An 18,314-nucleotide genomic window follows, 5' to 3' on the forward strand; every position below is an offset into this window, starting at 1 on the left:
TTTGAATTCTCTCCCTCGGTTTAGTCCTGACGGGAGAGTATTTGCCAGCCATTTGATGCTCTTGTCTTTATCGCTTTTACAGCACATCTGACGGTTTTTATTTCACGTTTTTTGAATCCTAGAATTCTATTATGACCAGAACCAGCTTAACCCAACTTGAAGCGCATGACGCCTTCATCGCCAGACATATTGGCCCCTCTGAGGCAGAACAAGCCGCCATGCTCAAAACTTTGGGTTATGCCACGCGTACTGCCTTGATCGATGCGATCGTGCCTGCCAATATCCGTCGCCATGATGTACTGCCACTGGCGCAATTTACCGAAGCCAAGTCCGAGCAAGAAGCGCTGGCGACCTTAAAGTCCTTAGCAAGCAAAAATAAAGTATTGAAATCTCTGATTGGTCAGGGTTATTACAACACGCATACACCTGGCGTTATTCTGCGTAATATTTTTGAAAATCCAGCCTGGTACACTGCCTACACGCCATATCAGCCAGAGATTTCTCAGGGACGTTTAGAAGCGATTATCAACTTCCAGCAAGTCATCACAGATATGACAGGCATGGACATCGCCAATGCATCGATGCTGGACGAAGGTACTGCTGCGGCTGAGGCGATGACCCTGATCCAGCGAGTAGGAAAATCAAATTCCAACGTGTTTTACGTCGCCCATGACGTACTGCCACAAACCCGCGAAATCATCGAAACCCGTGCCAAGCCATTGGGGATAGAGATTCGCACCTTCACTGCCAACGAGGCACTTGAAAACGACTGCTTCGGCGTACTCTTGCAGTACCCGAGTGTCGATGGTGCCATCCGTGATTACCGCGAGTTTGCTGCTGCGGTGCATGCCAAAGGTGCGATGGTGATCGCTGCTGCTGACTTGCTGGCTCTGACGCTGATCACGCCACCAGGTGAGTGGGGCGCAGACGTCGTGGTCGGTAACAGTCAGCGCTTTGGTGTTCCGCTTGGTTTCGGTGGTCCGCATGCAGGTTATATGGGCACACGCGACGCATTCAAACGTAGCATGCCAGGCCGTTTGGTTGGCGTGACGATTGATGCGCAAGGTAATCAGGCATATCGCCTGGCATTGCAGACACGGGAACAGCATATCCGTCGTGAAAAAGCCACCTCGAACATCTGTACTGCCCAAGTATTGCTGGCAGTGATTGCTTCGATGTATGCGGTTTATCATGGCCCGGCCGGACTGCGTCAGATTGCGCAACGGGTACATCGTTTCACGGGCGTACTTGCATCAGGTCTGCAACAAGTCGGTTTGACGATCGCTAATGCGACTTATTTTGATACCTTAACGATCAAAGTCAGTGATGCAGATGCCGTGCATCAGGCAGCGCAAGCAGCAGGTTATAACCTGCGTAAAATAAGCGCTACTCAAGTTGGTATCTCTTTAGATGAGACAACTACACGCGCTGATATCGATGCGTTGTGGGGTATTTTTGCTAATGGCAAAGTGATCCCTGATTTTGATGCAACTGAAGCAGCGGTGTCGGATGCCTTACCAGCCGCCTTGATTCGTACCAGCACCTACTTGACGCATCCCACTTTTAATCGCTATCACGCAGAGCATGAAATGCTGCGTTATCTGCGTAGTCTGGCGGACAAAGATCTGGCATTAGATCGCACTATGATACCGCTGGGTTCTTGCACCATGAAGTTGAATGCAACTTCAGAAATGATTCCGGTGACATGGCCAGAATTCTCTAACATTCATCCTTTTGCACCAGATGACCAGACCATTGGCTATCGCGAAATGATTGATCAGCTAGAGGCCATGCTGTGCGCTGCGACTGGCTACGATGCTGTCTCGTTACAGCCAAACGCTGGCTCACAAGGTGAGTACGCAGGTCTGCTGGTAATTCAGGCCTACCACGCCTCACGTGGCGAAGCGCATCGGAATATTTGCCTTATCCCATCCTCTGCACATGGCACCAATCCGGCATCCGCCAGCATGGTCGGGATGGAAGTGGTCGTCGTCGCCTGCGATGACAACGGTAACGTTGATCTGGTGGATCTTAAAGCCAAGGCAGAAAAACACAGCGCTAATCTGGCTGCGGCGATGGTGACTTATCCATCCACGCATGGTGTGTTTGAAGAAGGCATTCAACAACTATGCGACATTGTCCACACACACGGCGGTCAAGTGTATGTCGATGGTGCGAATATGAATGCGCTGGTTGGTGTTGCTGCACCGGGCAAGTTTGGCGGTGATGTCAGTCATCTCAATTTGCATAAAACCTTCTGTATTCCTCATGGTGGTGGTGGTCCAGGTGTTGGTCCGGTTGCCGTAGGTGCTCATCTGGCGAAGTTTTTGCCGAATCAAAAATCGACTGGCTATGTTCGCGGTGCAGATGGTATTTCCGCTGTCAGTGCAGCACCCTTTGGCTCTGCGAGTATTCTTCCAATCTCATGGATGTACATCGCTATGATGGGATCAGAAGGCCTCAAAGCGGCAACGGAAACCGCAATTCTGGCGGCCAACTATATTGCTAAACGTCTGGCGCCACATTATCCAGTTTTATATTCTGGCCATGACGGTTTGATCGCGCATGAGTGTATTTTGGATTTGCGTCCGTTGACAGATGCAACCGGCATCAGTAATGAAGATGTGGCAAAACGCTTGATCGATTTTGGTTTCCACGCACCGACTATGAGCTTCCCAGTACCTGGTACGCTGATGATTGAGCCAACCGAGAGTGAATCACAAGCAGAACTGGATCGCTTCATCGACGCCATGATTACGATCCGTGAAGAGATCGCCAAAGTTGCGAGCGGCGAATATGATGCCAAAGACAATCCACTCAAAAATGCACCACATACCGCACAGGTATTGGTTGCCAATGATTGGACGCATGCTTATGGTCGTGAAGTCGCAGCCTTCCCAGTTGCATCGTTACGCAAACAAAAATACTGGCCACCGGTAGGGCGTGCAGATAACGTCTACGGCGATCGTAATTTGTTTTGCTCTTGCGTGCCTGTGAGTGATTACGAGTAGTTGTGACAGTTGCTTGAATTAGCAAACAAAAAAGCGGATACGATGAAGGTCGTATCCGCTTTTTAATAATCTTCTATCAAATTAAAAAATATCAGAATAGAGTATCCATATAAACAAAGGCTCTTAGAAGAAAAATGGCCTGCGAGGCTTGTTTATATTGGACTCTTCTATTTTAATTTTTATCCCTCTGCGATCCGTTTAGCAATGTGTGCTAAAGCTTCTTCAACCTGATCAATTAAAATCAGACATAAATCGCCTTCTGATAAACGTGCCATCGCTGTGTCGATTGCTAGAAATTCACCGTTGATTTCGTCGATGACTTTGGTGCGGTTGGCATTGGCTAATCCTGTACGTAGCAGAGCAACGACTTCACCATCTGCGCGACCACGTTGGCATTGATCCTGATATAGCACGACGTCGTCGAAGGCATCACCCAAAATCTCGGTTTGCTGGCGAATGTCCTGATCGCGTCTGTCACCTGCGCCGCTGATGACGACCGAGCGGCGTTTAGCCGGGATGCTTTCTACTGCACGGACCAGCGCCAGAATTGCATCTGGATTGTGGCCATAATCGGCAATCAAGGTTGCACCGCGATAGTTGAACATGTTGAAGCGCCCCGGTGCATTGTCGCTCTCATTGGCGAAGGATTTTAAGCCTGCGCGAATTGCATCCCAACTAATTCCAACGCCCCATGCTGCAGCGACCGACGCCATCACGTTTTCTACCTGGAAGCCGATAGCGCCGTTGCGGGTGATAGGAATATCCGCTAACAGAACTTCGTGTTTAGTTTTGCCTTCGGCAGCGATTAGCTTATTGCCATCAACGTACACGACGCGATGCCCTTGCGCTTTATGCGTAGCCATCACTGGATGTTGGTTGTCGGCTGCAAAAAACGTGACAGAGCCAGTGCAATTGACAGCCATACTGACGACGATAGGGTCGGCTGCGTTTAACACCGCAACACCACTGTCTGCGACGTTTTGTACGATCACTCGTTTTAAAACAGCCAGATCTTCTACGGTGGTGATGTAGTTCAAACCCAGATGATCACCAGAGCCAACATTGGTGACGACAGCCACCTGGCAGCGATCAAAGGCGAGCCCCTCACGTAAGATGCCGCCACGTGCTGTTTCAAACACGGCGGCATCGACATCCGGATGCAGCAACACATTACGGGCGCTACGTGGTCCGCTGCAATCGCCGCTGTCGATACGACGGCCTTCAATATAGACGCCATCGGTATTGGTCATGCCAGTCCGCAAGCCGCTAGTAGTTAGCAAATGCGCTATGAGCCGCACGGTAGTTGTCTTGCCGTTGGTGCCAGTCACCGCGACGACAGGAATACGTCCATCATCGCCATCTTCAAACATGGCAGAAATAATCGCTTCGCCAACAGGACGACCTTTGCCGAAGGACGGGGACAGATGCATACGCAAACCCGGGGCTGCGTTGACTTCTACAATGCCACCATTTTGCTCTTCGATCGGTTTTAAGACGCTATCGCAGACTAGATCGACACCGCAGATATCCAGGCCAACCATTTGGGCTGCGACGATAGCGCGTGCTGCAACTTCTGGGTGGACATCATCAGTGACATCAGTTGCTGAGCCACCGGTCGACAAGTTCGCGTTATTACGTAAGATCACGCGCTGACCTTTAGCGGGTATGGAGTCCGCTACCAAATCCTGTTTTGCCAGACTTGCCAGTGCGATATCGTCAAAGCGTATTTTGGTCAGCGAGGTTGCGTGACCACTGCCGCGACGCGGATCTTTATTCACTTGTTCGACTAATTCACGCACTGAATGCGTACCGTCGCCGACGACATGCGGCGGATCACGGCGCGCTGCAGCGATGAGTTTGTCGCCGATCACCAACAAGCGGAAATCATGGCCCGGTAAATAACGCTCAACTAAAATATCGTCGCGGAATTCAGCCGCTGCCTGATAGCCTGCCTCTAATTGCGCACGGGTAGTGACGTTGACGGTAACGCCTTTGCCCTGATTGCCATCTTTGGGTTTAACGACGACGGGCAAGCCGATCTCGCAGGCAATTGCCCAGGCATCGTCCACATCCAGTGCTGTACGTCCTAGTGGAACCGGCACGCCTGCTGCATCAAGAAGTTTTTTAGTCAGTTCTTTATCTTGTGCAATCGCCTCTGCAATCGCGCTGGTGCCATCCATTTCGGCGGCTTGAATTTTACGCTGGCGGCTACCCCAGCCGAATAAAACCAGACTGCCGTTAGTCAGGCGACGGTAGGGAATATTCCTATCTACGGCCGCTTGCACGATCGAACCAGTGGACGGACCTAGCCTGACATCTTCATCTAAATCTCTTAGTTGTAGCAGTGCGCTACCCAGGTCGAACGGTGTATCTTCTTGCGCTGCTTTGCATAATTGTTCGGCTAATTCTAATGCCAGGCGGCCGACGGCTTCTTCCGAATATTCCACAACAACTTGAAAAATTCCGGCTTCCAGCGTCTGTGTGGTACGGCTAAAAGTGACCGGACAACCTGCTTGTGCTTGTAAGCCCAGCGCGGCCAGTTCCAGCACATGCGCCATCGGGATAGTGTCATTGTGGCCGGTCGGTTGTAGTGGACTGATTTCTGGGAAACGGGCGCGCAGTCGTACTTCAAATCCATTCAGTTCATCAATCGAGAGTTCAGCAGTGCTGCAACCCACTATGGCCTCAACCGCAGTGTGGTGGCTCCAGAGATTGGGGCCGCGTAGCGCTCGTATGCGTGATACTTCCATAAACCTTCGTCCTATCTTGATGGCGGTGCCAATATGTAATTACAGCGATTTTATTTTTTAATCTTGCGCTAATTTAGCTGCGTACTTAGTTTCTTACTTGGTTTGCACTTAGCAGCGTACTTAGTAGCCTGCTCAATAGCGTGCTTTCTTGGGACTGGAATCAAAGGTACGTAATCCCGCGACGATTAAATCTGGCGAAATTTCTAAAGCCCAGGCAGCCGCTACGGCTGCCATCACGACTTCTGGCTGGGCTGCTTTAATCGGTTTTAAAGTGCTCAATGAGAGCAAGCTAGTTTCTTCTGTACCTTCCGCCAAAATGATGTGGTTGTCACGTAAGAAAACTGCGCGTTCGTTTTTAGCACGATGCTGTACGATGGCCTCAAGCGCGTCATTCAGACCATAAAAAATCACTTTGCCATCACATAATTCAGCCAGTTCTACCACTTGCGAATCTGCTGCATTTAATACAGCCACACCATCCGGCAATACCACATCTACTTGGGTACGCATTACCTTAAACATCTGGTCTGCTTCATCGATATAAAATTCACCAAGTTCTGCATGACCATCCATATCAGTCACCACAGCGACCTGACATTTATCGTAGGCTAGGCCTTCAGCCAAAATCATACGGGCATTAGTTTCAAAGACAGCGGTTTCCAGAGAACGATTTAGCAATAGCCGCTGACTGGCTTCCCACTTAATACAATCAGTGCTAACAACTTGTCGCTGATCCAGGTACAAGCCCTGAGAGCAGGCTACACCAGTGTGCTTGCCGCTGACATGCACGACGCTGGCAATTAAGCGCGCGATCAAACTCGTGCCGCGAGTGCCTGCCACACCGATAACGGGGATACGGCCGCTTTCTTCTGCAGCAAATAAATTAGCGATAATCGCGGTCCCGACCGGACGTGCTTTGCCTTCAGCAGGTTTCAGATGTGCCAGCAATCCCGGGCTGGCATTGACTTCAATAATTGCACCGCGTTGTTCTTCCAGAGGGCGGGAAATATCTTCTGCAACCAGATCAACACCTGCAATATCCAGACCGACAATCCGGGTCGCGAGTGCGGCGGCTTCTGCGATAGAGGGATGGACTTCATCAGTCACATCAAAAGCAACATTACCGTTCGGCTGGATTAAAACTTTTTGGCCATCGAGTGGAATGGAATATGCCGTTAAACCCTGGCGTTCCAATTCCAAAATAATTTCAGCACCTTTTTCTGGTGCTAAAGCATTGAGAGGAGAGTCTTCGCCCGTGCCACGACGGGGATCGGTATTGATCTGATCATCAACCAATTGAATAATATTCGAAGTGCCATTACCAACTACCCATAAGGCTTCACCTTTGGCGGCAGCCACCAGGCGCTTACCAACGATTAACAAACGATGCTCATTCCCGGTGACGAAGCGCTCTACGATCACGCTCTCGCTGTCGCCTTTGCGTGCGGCTAAGTGATATGCCGCATGAACATCGGCCTCCGTCATTAGATTGAGTGAAACACCGCGACCATGATTGCCATCATAAGGCTTGACCACGACTGGTACACCGATATCTTCAGCAGCTTCCCATGCCTCTTCGGCACTTTTTACCAAGCTACCTTCAGGTACTGGTACACCACAAGATTGCAATAATGTTTTGGTCAAATCTTTATCGCTGGCGATGCTCTCAGCAATTGCGCTGGTACGGTCTGTTTCGGCAGTCCAGATGCGACGTTGCGCTGCGCCATAACCCAATTGCACCAAATTGCCATCGGTCAGACGTATCGATGGAATCCTGCGATCTGTTGCGGCATCTACGATATGTGCGGTGGAGGGACCTAAACACAGATCGTCCACCATTTCACGCAAGGGCACTAATTTTGCCTCAAGATCAAATTGCGTGTCTTCAATGGCAGCCATCAACAAATCCCGACCTAGTGCTAAAGCCGCACGGCCAACTTGTTCCTGGCGGGTGCGGAATGCCATTTTGTAAACACCAACTTGATTAGTCGACCGGGTTTGACCGAAACCAGTTCGCATGCCAGCCAGATTTTGCAATTCAAGCACAACGTGTTCCAGAATATGACCAGACCATGTGCCTTCGCGCAGACGCTCCAAAAAGCCACCGGTCTCACCGACGCTGCAACGATGCACAGTAAGGCCAGGCAACCAGGTTGTCAGACGCTCGTATAAGCCGGGTAAAGTATTGGAGGGGAAATCTTCTAGCGCACCAATATCTAACCACGCTTCAATTACAGGGCGATAGGTCCAGATATTAGGTCCGCGTAAATGAGTTACACGGAGAATTTCAATGTCTTTCTTCTTCGTTATCATGTATTTAATTTCTTGATAGCAGAGCTAAGTCTGCTTTTAAATCTTTCGGACGCTTTTTTTACGACGTCTTACGGTGGATAAACAGTGTTAGCGTGTATTTTTTAGTCTATTAGGACTTACGCAAAACATTCCCAACTACGTTGCAGCTTCCGTTCACACCAGGCAAGGTGTTAGGGACTAAAGTTAAAGTGCTGTCTTCGTCGCTATAACTTGCTGGCACAATCTGCCAGTAAAATTTGCCGGGATAGTTTTGCGTAAGTCCTAGGTCACTAAATTAGATGACTAAATGAAATTACAAATTAAGAACTTATCTCAAACCTTCTTGGTCTGTTTTTTTTCTTCCGATAGAATACCGTAAATTAATGCTGTAGTGATATGTTGACTTAGTCACTATTGCTACCATTTCAGGCTTCTCACCTTATTTATTCAAAGTTTTATTGAACCGTATCGAAATTTGCAGATTATCTGCATCCCGGTGGTTCAATGATCACTCAAATAATTTATCTTTTTTATATTTATTCCTGACGATAAATCGGGACCGGTCAAACGATGACAACACAACAATTAAGCTTCGACCATGTTTTTAGTGCACTGCCAGAGCATTGGCGCTCTGAAATCGCAAAACAGTTATCCACTGGGGAAAACGTTTTAAGTGCAGTCGAGGTTGACCTAGATGCCGGACTTCGCTTTGTAAAAGGTATGTTGGTCGTTACCGACCGCCGGCTACTTGCGCGGGCGCCGGGAGAAACGACGTGGCAAGAATGGTTTTATGCCAAAAATCTACGGCTCCAGCACCACGACCATGCTGGTGTCGGACATCTGGAATTATTTGATGATAACGCCCGGCTGGCTAGCTGGCGTTTTACCTTGGGTCAGAATTTATTGATGATCCGTTTGCTGGATCACTTTAAAGAGCAATTGCAAAGTCATGTGACTGGTTTGCCAGTCCAACATGAAGAAAAAAATACCTGTCCAAGCTGCAAAGCACCGCTAGAAGCAGATCAGGAAGAATGTCCGATCTGTACCAAAGTAATTTATACCCCGCCATCAACCTGGACCTTGTTCCGTCTATGGCGTTTTGCACAACCATATCGCTGGCAATTGTTAGCGGGCTTTAGCTTAATGCTGATGGGCACGGCAGCGCATATGATTCCGCGTTACCTGACAAAGCCGCTGACAGATGAAGTGTTGATTCCCTACCAGAACGGACAACATGTTGATCCCCATCTGGTGACTTTGTATATCGGTGGTTTGTTAGGTTCTGCGGTCATTGCCTGGCTACTTAGCTGGGGTAAAACCTATATTCTCGCCTTGGTATCTGAGCGTATCGGTGCGGACTTGCGCACCACGACATATCAACATTTATTGAAATTATCATTGGAGTATTTCGGCGGAAAACGTACCGGCGATCTGATGTCGCGTGTTGGTAGTGAGAGTGATCGTATTTGCGTTTACTTATCTTTACACTTACTTGATTTTGCTACAGACGTATTGATGTTTTTAATGACCGTAGTCGCCTTATTGCAAATCAATACCAAGCTGGCTTTAGTCACCTTGCTACCGTTGCCTATCATTGCCTGGATGATTCATCTGGTACGCGATAAATTACGTACCGGTTTTGAAAAAATTGACCGTGTCTGGGGCGAAGTAACTAATGTCCTGGCCGACACAATTCCGGGTATCCGTGTGGTCAAGGCCTTTGCGCAAGAGACCCGCGAGGCAACACGTTTCCGCGAGGCGAATAAACATAATTTAGCAGTCAACGATAAGCTGAATAAAGTATGGTCGCTGTTCTCTCCGACGGTCTCTTTTTTGACCGATCTGGGGATTCTTGTGGTGTGGGCTTTTGGTATCTGGCAGGTATCGCATAACGAAATTACGGTAGGCTCTCTGGTTGCCGCAGTCGCGTTTATCGGTAATTTTTATGGTCGTATTGATTCTATGAGCCGCATCGTTTCAGTGACCCAAAAATCAGCGTCGGCCGCAAAACGTATTTTCGATATTCTGGATCATGTGTCCAGCGTACCCGATCCGCAGCATCCGGTAAAAGTGAACGAAGTCAAAGGTCAGATTGAATTGCGTGAAGTCGGTTTCCGCTACGGTAACCGTGCTGTTAACCGTGGGATTAATTTAACCATCAAACCGGGCGAAATGATCGGCCTGGTTGGTCACAGCGGCTCTGGTAAGAGTACTTTGGTCAATCTGATCTGTCGTTTCTATGATGTGTCCGAAGGGGCGATTTTGCTCGATGGCGTTGATATCCGTTCTTTTGCCGTGTCCGATTACCGTCAGAATATTGGTTTGGTTTTGCAAGAACCATTCTTGTTTTTCGGCACGATTGCGGACAATATTGCTTACGGTAAGCCGGATGCTAGTCGTGCCGATATCATTGCCGCAGCTCGTGCTGCCCACGCGCATGAGTTTATTTTGCGCTTGCCTCAGGGCTATGATTCGATGGTCGGCGAGCGTGGACAAGGATTGTCCGGCGGTGAACGTCAGCGGATTTCTATCGCGCGTGCACTGTTGATTGACCCACGTATTCTGATCATGGATGAGGCCACCTCATCAGTCGATTCTGAGACAGAAAAAGAGATTCAGAAAGCCCTGGATAATCTGGTCAAAGGTCGTACCACGATTGCGATTGCCCATCGCTTATCGACCTTACATAAGGCTGACAGGCTGGTGGTGCTGGATCGCGGGCAAGTAGTAGAGGTTGGTAGTCACGACGATCTGATGGCACGCGAGGGAGCCTACTTCCGTTTGTATGAGGCGCAGGCGCGCAATGCTAATTTGGGTGGGGGAGAATAAGATGACCGCTACATTAAACCCGAGATTTCAACTGAGTCGCAATAGTTTCGGCCATCTGGTGTTGATCAATGCCAGCGGCGAGGTACACGAGCATGTCAGTCCGGTACGTGCTTTCCCTATTCAGACACCGGACGAAGGGATCTCTCTGGTACTGCAAGATGGCCAGGAGGTGGCATGGATCGATAAGCTCAGCGACCTGGCAGAGAATGAGCGCAAGCTGGTCAGTGATGAGCTGCAGGGGCGCGAATTTATGCCTGAGATAAAACGTATCGTTGGCATCACTAGCTATGCTACACCTTGCACTTGGGAAGTAAAAACAGATCGTGGCGACACCTCATTTGTCTTAAAAGGTGAAGAGGATATCCGTCGCATTGGACGCACTTCCTTGCTGATTTCAGATAATCACGGTATACATTTTTTGATCCGCGACATGTTTGAGATTGATAAACACAGCCGCAAAATTCTGGATCGGTTTTTATAAGACGAGATTGATTGTAGAGGTAAAAGCGAGTAAGAAAACGGCACATCAGTCACTAAAACTGATGTGCCGTTTTTTTTATATAGTTTACGCAAAGTCGTAAGTAAAAAATTTACTTTCTTCCGTCTTGCCATTGCGCGTCAAGGTAATGATTTTTTCATAGGTAAAGCCGATCTTTTCTAACACGCGTGAAGAGATCGCATTCTCCGGTGCAGTGATCGCCACTAGCCGAGGTAATCCTATCGTTGCGCGCGCATAGTTGACGACTGCGGTTGCGGCTTCGCTTGCTAAACCTTGGCCTGTGTAAGCAGACAAAAATCCATACCCAATATCCACATCATCCAGGCCATCGCGTTTGATTAATCCGCACATGCCGATAGCGATGTTGTCTTGTTTGGATTCCACGATATACAAGCTAAAGCCTAAGCGTTCTTGCATATCGATAGGACCTTTTTTGATCGAATCAATCGCGTCTTCTATCGTGCGTATTCCCTTATCGCCGATGTTGGCAAGGTAAGCAGGCTCGTTGACCAGTTGCAGATAAAACGCGGCGTCATCCAAAGTAATTGTCCGTAATCGTAGTCGTGTCGTATCAAGAATATGCATGATGAATAATTAGTTGAGTGGATGCTATTGAGACAGCAGATTGCACGAGGTGACTATCATAGGACTTGCATAAAAAAGAATCACGATTACTCGGCTTTCCTTAGATTTAATTCCATATACTCCCCATTTATTTTTATAAAAACCCCAAATTGTCCAGGTAATATATGGACGACTAAAATATACTCGTTATGAGTATATTTTAGTCGTTAAAGTCATGGCAGCATTGCCGACAATTCTATTGCGCCGCTTTGTAGCGTTGTTAAAAAATCTTCCCGCATGCGCTTGCTGCTGACGCGAGTGGCTTGTGCGCTGATGTTGAGCGCCGCTGTGATGTTGCCCGATGCGCCTCTGACTGGCACCGCAATTGATCGTAAGCCGACTTCCAGTTCTTCTTCCACCACCGCATAACCAGATTCGCGGATACCCGCAAAAATATCCATCAATCCGTTCTGCGATACCACCGTGTTGTCGGTAAAAGCACGCAGCGTAACGTTTTTAAAATACTGTTCCAGCGCTGCCTCTGGCATATGCGCCAGTATCACCCGACCCAAGGATGTGCAATAGGCGGGCAGGCGGCTGCCGACGTTTAGCGCCACCGACATAATGCGTGAAGTCGCGGAGCGGCAGACGTATAAAACTTCATTACTATCAAGGACCGCAAGTGAACATGACTCATTGAATTGACGGCTGATCTGATTCAGGCAAGGTTGTGCCGACGTGGCTAAAGGTGTTGACGATAAATAAGAATATCCCAGCGTCAGCGCCTTGGGTGTCAGCCGAAAATTATTACCCTCCGCATCGGCATAACCTAACATTTTTAATGTGTACAAACAACGTCTGACTGCCGCACGCGAAATACCCGTCTTGTGGCTGATTTGAGAAATCGTCAACGTCCGGTGCTGGTTGCTAAATGCGCGTAGTACCGCAATTCCGCGTGCCAGCGAAGACATAAAATTAGGGTCGCCCGTCATTTCGTCGATCTCATCCGAGATGCTGATGGTATGAGGTAGCGGGGCAGATTGCGATAGAGATGACATAGCTTTTCTACGATCGGAGTGAGTGTGGCTAAGGGCTTTTTGTGCGGCGATCGCACAGAATCAATCACGCTATGTTGACGGTCGCATAGCGCGCTGTCTACACTAAAACGGTTCTATCAACAGCCATATGTGCGATAGGCGAACAATAATCTATTTGACGCTACTGTAATTTCTAATGCGTCAGGCGTCAAATTTATTGATTTAGCTTAAATATCGTTACAGATATCGTCATGGACCTGAGTCTTAGATTCTGGCAGTTGATATAGTCGTCACACGAAAAAATATTATTCCCATAAGCGGCGATCCAACGTGGATCAAACGCAGAGAAGGAGACGTAATTGATTAACAAAATAGTCGATTCGAGCGCGCATGCCCTGGCTGGTGTCAGCGACGGCGCGACGATCATGATCGGTGGATTTGGTAATGCAGGATTGCCGGCCATTCTGGTAGACGCCTTGATCGAGCAAGGTGCACGCGACCTGACCATCGTCAGCAACAACGCAGGTAGCGGCGATCAGGGACTGGCGGCACTGTTAAAAGCGAAGCGGGTACGCAAAATTATTTGCTCTTTTCCACGTCAAGCAGATTCCTATGTCTTTGATGCCTTATACCGAGCTGGTGAAGTGGAGCTGGAACTGACGCCGCAAGGCAATCTGGCTGAGCGCATCCGTGCCGCCGGTGCCGGTATTGGCGGATTTTTTTCTCCGACGGGTTACGGCACCTTGCTGGCAGAGGGTAAAGAAACTCGCCTCATCAATGGCAAACACTATGTGCTAGAAAGTCCCATCCATGCCGACTTCGCATTGATCAAGGCCTTACGTGCGGATCGTTGGGGCAATCTGGTGTATCGCAAAACTGGCCGTAATTTTGGCCCAATCATGGCGACTGCCGCCAAATGTACCGTGGTGCAAGTGGATGAGATTGTCGCATTGGGCGAGCTTGATCCGGAGCACATCATCACGCCGGGTATTTTTGTTCAGCGGGTACTGGCAGTGAGGAAAACTACGGAATCTGCAACTAAGGAAGCTGCAATAACGGACGCTGTAAATACTGGAGCACGCGCATGAGTAGCGACATCAATCCGACAGCCGGGACTAGCGAGGCTCCGTTTAAGCCGCTGACACGTCAGCAAATCGCAGCGCGTGTCGCGCAGGATATTCCTGAAGGCGCTTATGTGAATTTGGGAATAGGTTTGCCGACCATGGTTAGCAATTATTTACCCAAAGAGCGCGAAATTATTTTACACAGCGAGAACGGTTTGCTCGGCATGGGACCTACGCCACCAGCCGGCGAAGAAGACGAGGATTTAATCAATGCCGGAAAACAGCCCGTCACTTTACTTGACGGAGGCGCTTTTTTTCATCATGCAGATTCCTTCGGGATGATGCGTGGTGGTCATCTGGATATTTGTGTCCTCGGTGGTTTTCAAGTTTCAGCAAAAGGGGATTTAGCGAACTGGCATACCGGCGCGCCTGATGCGATTCCGGCGGTGGGCGGTGCGATGGATTTAGCTGTCGGTGCCAAGCAAGTGTTTGTGATGATGGAGCATCAAACCAAAACCGGTGAGAGCAAGGTCGTTGCTGAATGTTCTTATCCGCTAACGGGCATTGCCTGCGTGGCCAGAATTTACACTGATCTGGCGGTAATGGAGGTGAGTCCGCAAGGATTATTAATTAGGGAGATGGTGCCTGGTTTATCGTTTGAGGCGTTGCAAGCCAGAACGGGTGCAACGTTGACGCTGGCATTGCTGTAGTTTCAATTGAGTTTCAATCGAGTTTCAATCGAGTTTGAGTTGAGAAAATCCGCATTAAACAAATTCTACAAAATTTAAAAAAAACGAAGAGACGAATACTATGACTGCTTACATCTGCGATGCAATCCGTACACCAATCGGTCGTTATGCCGGTGATTTAAAAGATGTCCGTGCTGATGATCTGGGCGCGATCCCGCTACGCGCACTCATGCAGCGGCAGCCGCAAGTCGATTGGGCTGCCGTGCAAGAAGTGATCTTTGGTTGCGCCAATCAGGCAGGGGAAGATAACCGCAACGTCGCACGCATGTCTGCATTATTAGCGGGTTTGCCGCTGACGGTGCCAGGCGCCACCATTAACCGCTTATGCGGTTCTGGCATGGACGCGGTGGGCACTGCAGCGCGTGGCATTAAGTCGGGCGAACTTGATCTGGTGATCGCCGGTGGTGTGGAATCGATGACCCGCGCACCGTTTGTCATGGGCAAGTCGGATAGCGCTTTCGGACGTGGCGCGACCATCTTTGATACCACGATAGGCTGGCGCTTTATCAATCCGCAAATGAAAGCGCAATACGGCGTTGATGCCATGCCAGAGACTGCAGAAAACGTTGCGACCGATTACAACATCAGCCGTGCCGATCAGGATTTATTTGCCCTAGCCAGCCAGGTAAAAGCAGCTGCAGCACAAGCCAATGGCTTGTTGGCAGAAGAAATTACGCCAGTAACAATCGCCCAGAAAAAAGGTGAGCCCGTCATCATTAGCAAGGACGAACATCCGCGCGTCACCAGCATAGAGTCGCTCAGCAAACTCAAAGGCGTCGTGCGTGCCGATGGCACCGTCACCGCAGGCAATGCTTCGGGTGTCAATGATGGTGCATGTGCTTTGCTGCTGGCATCAGCAGATGCTGCACAACGCCATGGACTTAGCCCCAAAGCTCGCATCGTCGGGATGGCGACTGCGGGCGTGGCACCGCGTGTGATGGGCATAGGACCTTTTCCCGCGGTAGAAAAACTGCTGGCTCAAACTGGATTGACCCTGGCGCAGATGGATGTGATTGAACTCAATGAGGCTTTTGCAGCGCAAGGTCTGGCTGTGATGCGGCAACTGGGTTTGCAAGACGACGACCCGCGCGTCAACCCCAACGGCGGTGCAATTGCGCTTGGTCATCCACTTGGCATGAGTGGTGCTCGTCTGGTCACTACTGCCATGTACCAACTCCATCGTACCCGTGGTCGCTATGCACTTTGTACGATGTGTATTGGTGTAGGGCAGGGTATTGCCATCATTATCGAGCGGGTTTGATCTATGCCTCTGATTATAAAAAAATGGGGAGTATAAGTAAAAATAGGTAGTATTGTCTAAGTAATGATTGGACAATAAAAAATACTTATGGGTAGTATATTAATTTTACTGAATCGAACCTTGCTTCCGTGAGCGGGAAAATCGCTGGAACTGAGCAACCGGGCGTGAGTGATTTAGGATGTTCAGTTATCTCAATCACCCTCTCCACTTAGCGGCAAAGGCGGGGGAGTTGAAGTGCAGTATTTGTAAAGTTGCCTAGGCTGTTCGTAAGAACGAGCACATAAAAAATAATTGAAAAAATTCAAGGAGACAAAATGACGCATTCCCATTTGCGCACCGGACTACGGCGGTGCCCATGCTAGGCAATCTTGCGGGTGTTTTATTTGACGGCATCGCTTACGGCGCTTTGCTATTTTTAATCAGCGTCGGTTTGTCTGTGACGATGGGATTGATGAACTTTATCAATCTCGCACATGGGGCGTTTGCGATGCTGGGCGGCTATGTCTGCGTGGTCGTGATGAACCGTCTGGGACTGCCTTTTTTATTATCGCTGCCGATTGCTTTTTTTCTCAGTGCTCTTGCCGGATTAGTGCTGGAGCGAGTTTTGTACCGTCGTCTATATAAATCCAGTCATCTGGATCAGGTCTTGTTTTCGATTGGATTAACGTTCGTGGCAGTGGCTGGTGCGACCTATATCTGGGGGCCGACGCAGCAGCCTGTGCTGTTGCCAGAGTGGCTGCGCGGGCAAATCAATTTGATGGGATTGGATGTCGGCGCCTACCGTGTATTTTTGATAGCGGTCGTGATTGTAGTTACGTCAGCCTTGGCATATTTGATAGAGCGTACTCGCTTCGGTGCACAAATCCGCGCCTCGGTAGATAACAGTCTGGCGTCGGCGGGTTTGGGGATTCATGTCAGTCGGGTATTTTCGCTGACCTTTGCACTGGGCTCTGGCTTAGCGGGTTTGGGTGGTGGTTTAGGGATCGATTTGCTGGGATTAGATCCTACTTTTCCGATCAAATATATGGTGTATTTTTTACTCGTAGTCGCGGTCGGTGGTGCAGGAAGCATCAAGGGCACTTTGATTGCTGCATTGATACTCGGCATTTTTGATGTCGCTGGAAAATATTATGTGCCTTCGGTTGGCGCATTTGTGATTTACGGTTTGATGGTCGTATTACTGATTGCGTACCCATCCGGTTTGATGGGGAAAAAGTCATGACTACGCCACGATATCAAACCAGTAAGCTCGCTAGCTTGCCCACGGGACGTTGGACTAAATTGGAAATAGTTTTTTGGATTTTGCCCGTTGCCGCATTTTTCCTTTTTCCAAATTATCTGGTATTGGGCAGCCAGATTTTGATCGTCGGTTTGTTTGCTGTTTCGCTCGATCTGATGCTGGGTTATGCGGGTATCGTCTCGCTCGGTCACGCCGCTTTTTTTGGTCTGGGTGCTTACACTGCCGGACTGTTATCTGTGCATGGTTGGTACGAACCTTTAAGTGGCTTATTGATTGCCGCCATGGTGGCTGCCGTGTTTGGTTTTTGTGCGAGCTTTTTGGTTGTGCGCGGTCAGGATTTAACGCGCTTAATGGTCACGCTGGGCATTGGTCTGATGCTGTTCGAGGCGGCGAATAAAATGGCTTTTATTACCGGCGGTGTAGATGGTTTGTCCGGCATGATGGTCGGCAATGTGTTTGGTTTTGAATTTGATTTGTATGGAAAAACGGCGTACTGGTATAGCTTGATTATCCTGTTTATTTTATTTGTGATTTTGCGTCGGCTGGTGAATTCTCCGTTTGGTCTGAGCTTGCGTGGTATCCGGGAAGGTGGCAAGCGTATGCCTGCAATCGGTGCCAATGTGCAACGTCAACTGATCACTATTTTCACCATTAGCGCAGCTGTCGCCGGTGTTGCTGGCGCCTTGCTGGCGCAGACGACGCAGTTTGTCGGACTGGATAGTTTGGGTTTTCCGCGCTCGGCAGAGATTTTAATTTTGCTGGTATTGGGCGGGACAGGGCGCTTGTATGGCGGCTTGATCGGTGCAGCGGTGTACATGCTGGCGCAAGATTTTATCTCTGCACAAAATCCGGCTTATTGGCAATTCTGGATAGGATTATTGCTGATATTTATTGTTCTGTTTGCGCGTGGTGGATTGCTCGGCGGGCTCGATAAAATGCGAGATTATCTGATGTCAAAATTGAGATCAGCCAAATCAAAAGGGGAGAGCTTATGAGCGCTACTCATTTGATGGTTGAT

The 18,314-nt window shown here is 49.2% G+C and carries 12 protein-coding genes; 8 read left to right on the forward strand and 4 right to left on the reverse strand.

The annotated features are described in order from the left end of the window. Window positions 1-131 precede the first annotated feature (131 nt). Window positions 132-3,011 carry an aminomethyl-transferring glycine dehydrogenase gene (gene gcvP / locus AAKU61_RS08960; RefSeq protein WP_354331490.1) on the forward strand — a complete coding sequence of 960 codons (2,880 nt, stop codon included), beginning with the start codon at window positions 132-134 and terminating at the stop codon, window positions 3,009-3,011. Between the two features lie 179 nt (window positions 3,012-3,190). Here the strand turns inward: gcvP and cphA are convergent, their stop codons facing one another. Next, window positions 3,191-5,761 (reverse strand): cyanophycin synthetase, encoded by a 2,571-nt coding sequence (cphA, locus tag AAKU61_RS08965; RefSeq protein ID WP_354331492.1) that lies wholly within the window; start codon window positions 5,759-5,761, stop codon window positions 3,191-3,193. A 132-nt stretch (window positions 5,762-5,893) separates the two neighbouring features. Continuing rightward, the gene (locus tag AAKU61_RS08970; RefSeq protein ID WP_354331597.1) at window positions 5,894-8,071 is read right to left on the reverse strand and encodes a cyanophycin synthetase; all 2,178 of its coding nucleotides are present in this window, start codon (window positions 8,069-8,071) and stop codon (window positions 5,894-5,896) included. Between the two features lie 552 nt (window positions 8,072-8,623). Here AAKU61_RS08970 and AAKU61_RS08975 point away from each other — a divergent pair. Together AAKU61_RS08975 and AAKU61_RS08980 are read left to right on the forward strand one after the other, a co-directional pair. Then, window positions 8,624-10,882 carry a cyanophycin metabolism-associated ABC transporter gene (locus tag AAKU61_RS08975; RefSeq protein ID WP_416200094.1) on the forward strand — a complete coding sequence of 753 codons (2,259 nt, stop codon included), beginning with the start codon at window positions 8,624-8,626 and terminating at the stop codon, window positions 10,880-10,882. A 1-nt stretch (window position 10,883) separates the two neighbouring features. Beyond that, window positions 10,884-11,363, forward strand: a complete 480-nt coding sequence (locus AAKU61_RS08980; protein ID WP_354331494.1) for a cyanophycin metabolism-associated DUF1854 family protein — start codon at window positions 10,884-10,886, stop codon at window positions 11,361-11,363. 84 nt (window positions 11,364-11,447) lie between these two features. Here AAKU61_RS08980 and AAKU61_RS08985 read toward each other — a convergent pair whose 3' ends face one another. Both AAKU61_RS08985 and AAKU61_RS08990 read right to left on the reverse strand, forming a co-directional pair. Further along, complete coding sequence (locus tag AAKU61_RS08985; protein WP_354331496.1) at window positions 11,448-11,966, reverse strand: GNAT family N-acetyltransferase; 519 nt, start codon at window positions 11,964-11,966, stop codon at window positions 11,448-11,450. A gap of 212 nt (window positions 11,967-12,178) precedes the next feature. After that, window positions 12,179-13,003: an IclR family transcriptional regulator domain-containing protein gene (locus AAKU61_RS08990; RefSeq protein WP_322118113.1), complete on the reverse strand. Its 825-nt coding sequence runs from the start codon at window positions 13,001-13,003 to the stop codon at window positions 12,179-12,181. Window positions 13,004-13,341: 338 nt separating this feature from the next. Here AAKU61_RS08990 and AAKU61_RS08995 point away from each other — a divergent pair, with 338 nt between their 5' ends. The 5 genes from AAKU61_RS08995 (at window position 13,342) to AAKU61_RS09015 (ending at window position 18,291) form a co-directional block, all read left to right on the forward strand. Then, entirely contained in the window at window positions 13,342-14,070 is a 729-nt protein-coding gene (locus tag AAKU61_RS08995) for a 3-oxoacid CoA-transferase subunit A (protein ID WP_354331498.1), read from the forward strand. Beyond that, on the forward strand, window positions 14,067-14,756 hold the full coding sequence (locus AAKU61_RS09000) for a 3-oxoacid CoA-transferase subunit B (protein ID WP_354331500.1): 690 nt from the start codon (window positions 14,067-14,069) through the stop codon (window positions 14,754-14,756). The genes AAKU61_RS08995 and AAKU61_RS09000 overlap by 4 nt, the downstream gene beginning before the upstream one ends. Window positions 14,757-14,856: 100 nt before the next feature. Further along, window positions 14,857-16,056 carry a 3-oxoadipyl-CoA thiolase gene (gene pcaF / locus AAKU61_RS09005; RefSeq protein WP_354331502.1) on the forward strand — a complete coding sequence of 400 codons (1,200 nt, stop codon included), beginning with the start codon at window positions 14,857-14,859 and terminating at the stop codon, window positions 16,054-16,056. 355 nt (window positions 16,057-16,411) lie between these two features. Next, window positions 16,412-17,278 carry a branched-chain amino acid ABC transporter permease gene (locus AAKU61_RS09010; RefSeq protein ID WP_354331504.1) on the forward strand — a complete coding sequence of 289 codons (867 nt, stop codon included), beginning with the start codon at window positions 16,412-16,414 and terminating at the stop codon, window positions 17,276-17,278. Next, on the forward strand, window positions 17,275-18,291 hold the full coding sequence (locus AAKU61_RS09015; RefSeq protein ID WP_354331506.1) for a branched-chain amino acid ABC transporter permease: 1,017 nt from the start codon (window positions 17,275-17,277) through the stop codon (window positions 18,289-18,291). Before AAKU61_RS09010 ends, AAKU61_RS09015 begins: the two co-directional genes overlap by 4 nt. Window positions 18,292-18,314: the final 23 nt, after the last annotated feature.

The sequence above is a fragment of the Undibacterium sp. GrIS 1.2 genome, assembly GCF_040544435.1.
In the GTDB taxonomy this organism is placed as follows: domain Bacteria; phylum Pseudomonadota; class Gammaproteobacteria; order Burkholderiales; family Burkholderiaceae_D; genus Undibacterium.

Bases quoted from the DNA above. Each gene is read 5' to 3' on its own strand.
- gcvP (WP_354331490.1), top strand. From the start codon at position 132: ATGACCAGAACCAGCTTAACCCAACTTGAAGCGCATGACGCCTTCATC.
- cphA (WP_354331492.1), bottom strand. From the start codon at position 5,761: ATGGAAGTATCACGCATACGAGCGCTACGCGGCCCCAATCTCTGGAGC.
- AAKU61_RS08975 (WP_416200094.1), top strand. From the start codon at position 8,624: ATGACAACACAACAATTAAGCTTCGACCATGTTTTTAGTGCACTGCCA.
- AAKU61_RS08980 (WP_354331494.1), top strand. From the start codon at position 10,884: ATGACCGCTACATTAAACCCGAGATTTCAACTGAGTCGCAATAGTTTC.
- AAKU61_RS08985 (WP_354331496.1), bottom strand. From the start codon at position 11,966: ATGCATATTCTTGATACGACACGACTACGATTACGGACAATTACTTTG.
- AAKU61_RS08990 (WP_322118113.1), bottom strand. From the start codon at position 13,003: ATGTCATCTCTATCGCAATCTGCCCCGCTACCTCATACCATCAGCATC.
- AAKU61_RS09000 (WP_354331500.1), top strand. From the start codon at position 14,067: ATGAGTAGCGACATCAATCCGACAGCCGGGACTAGCGAGGCTCCGTTT.
- pcaF (WP_354331502.1), top strand. From the start codon at position 14,857: ATGACTGCTTACATCTGCGATGCAATCCGTACACCAATCGGTCGTTAT.
- AAKU61_RS09010 (WP_354331504.1), top strand. From the start codon at position 16,412: ATGCTAGGCAATCTTGCGGGTGTTTTATTTGACGGCATCGCTTACGGC.
- AAKU61_RS09015 (WP_354331506.1), top strand. From the start codon at position 17,275: ATGACTACGCCACGATATCAAACCAGTAAGCTCGCTAGCTTGCCCACG.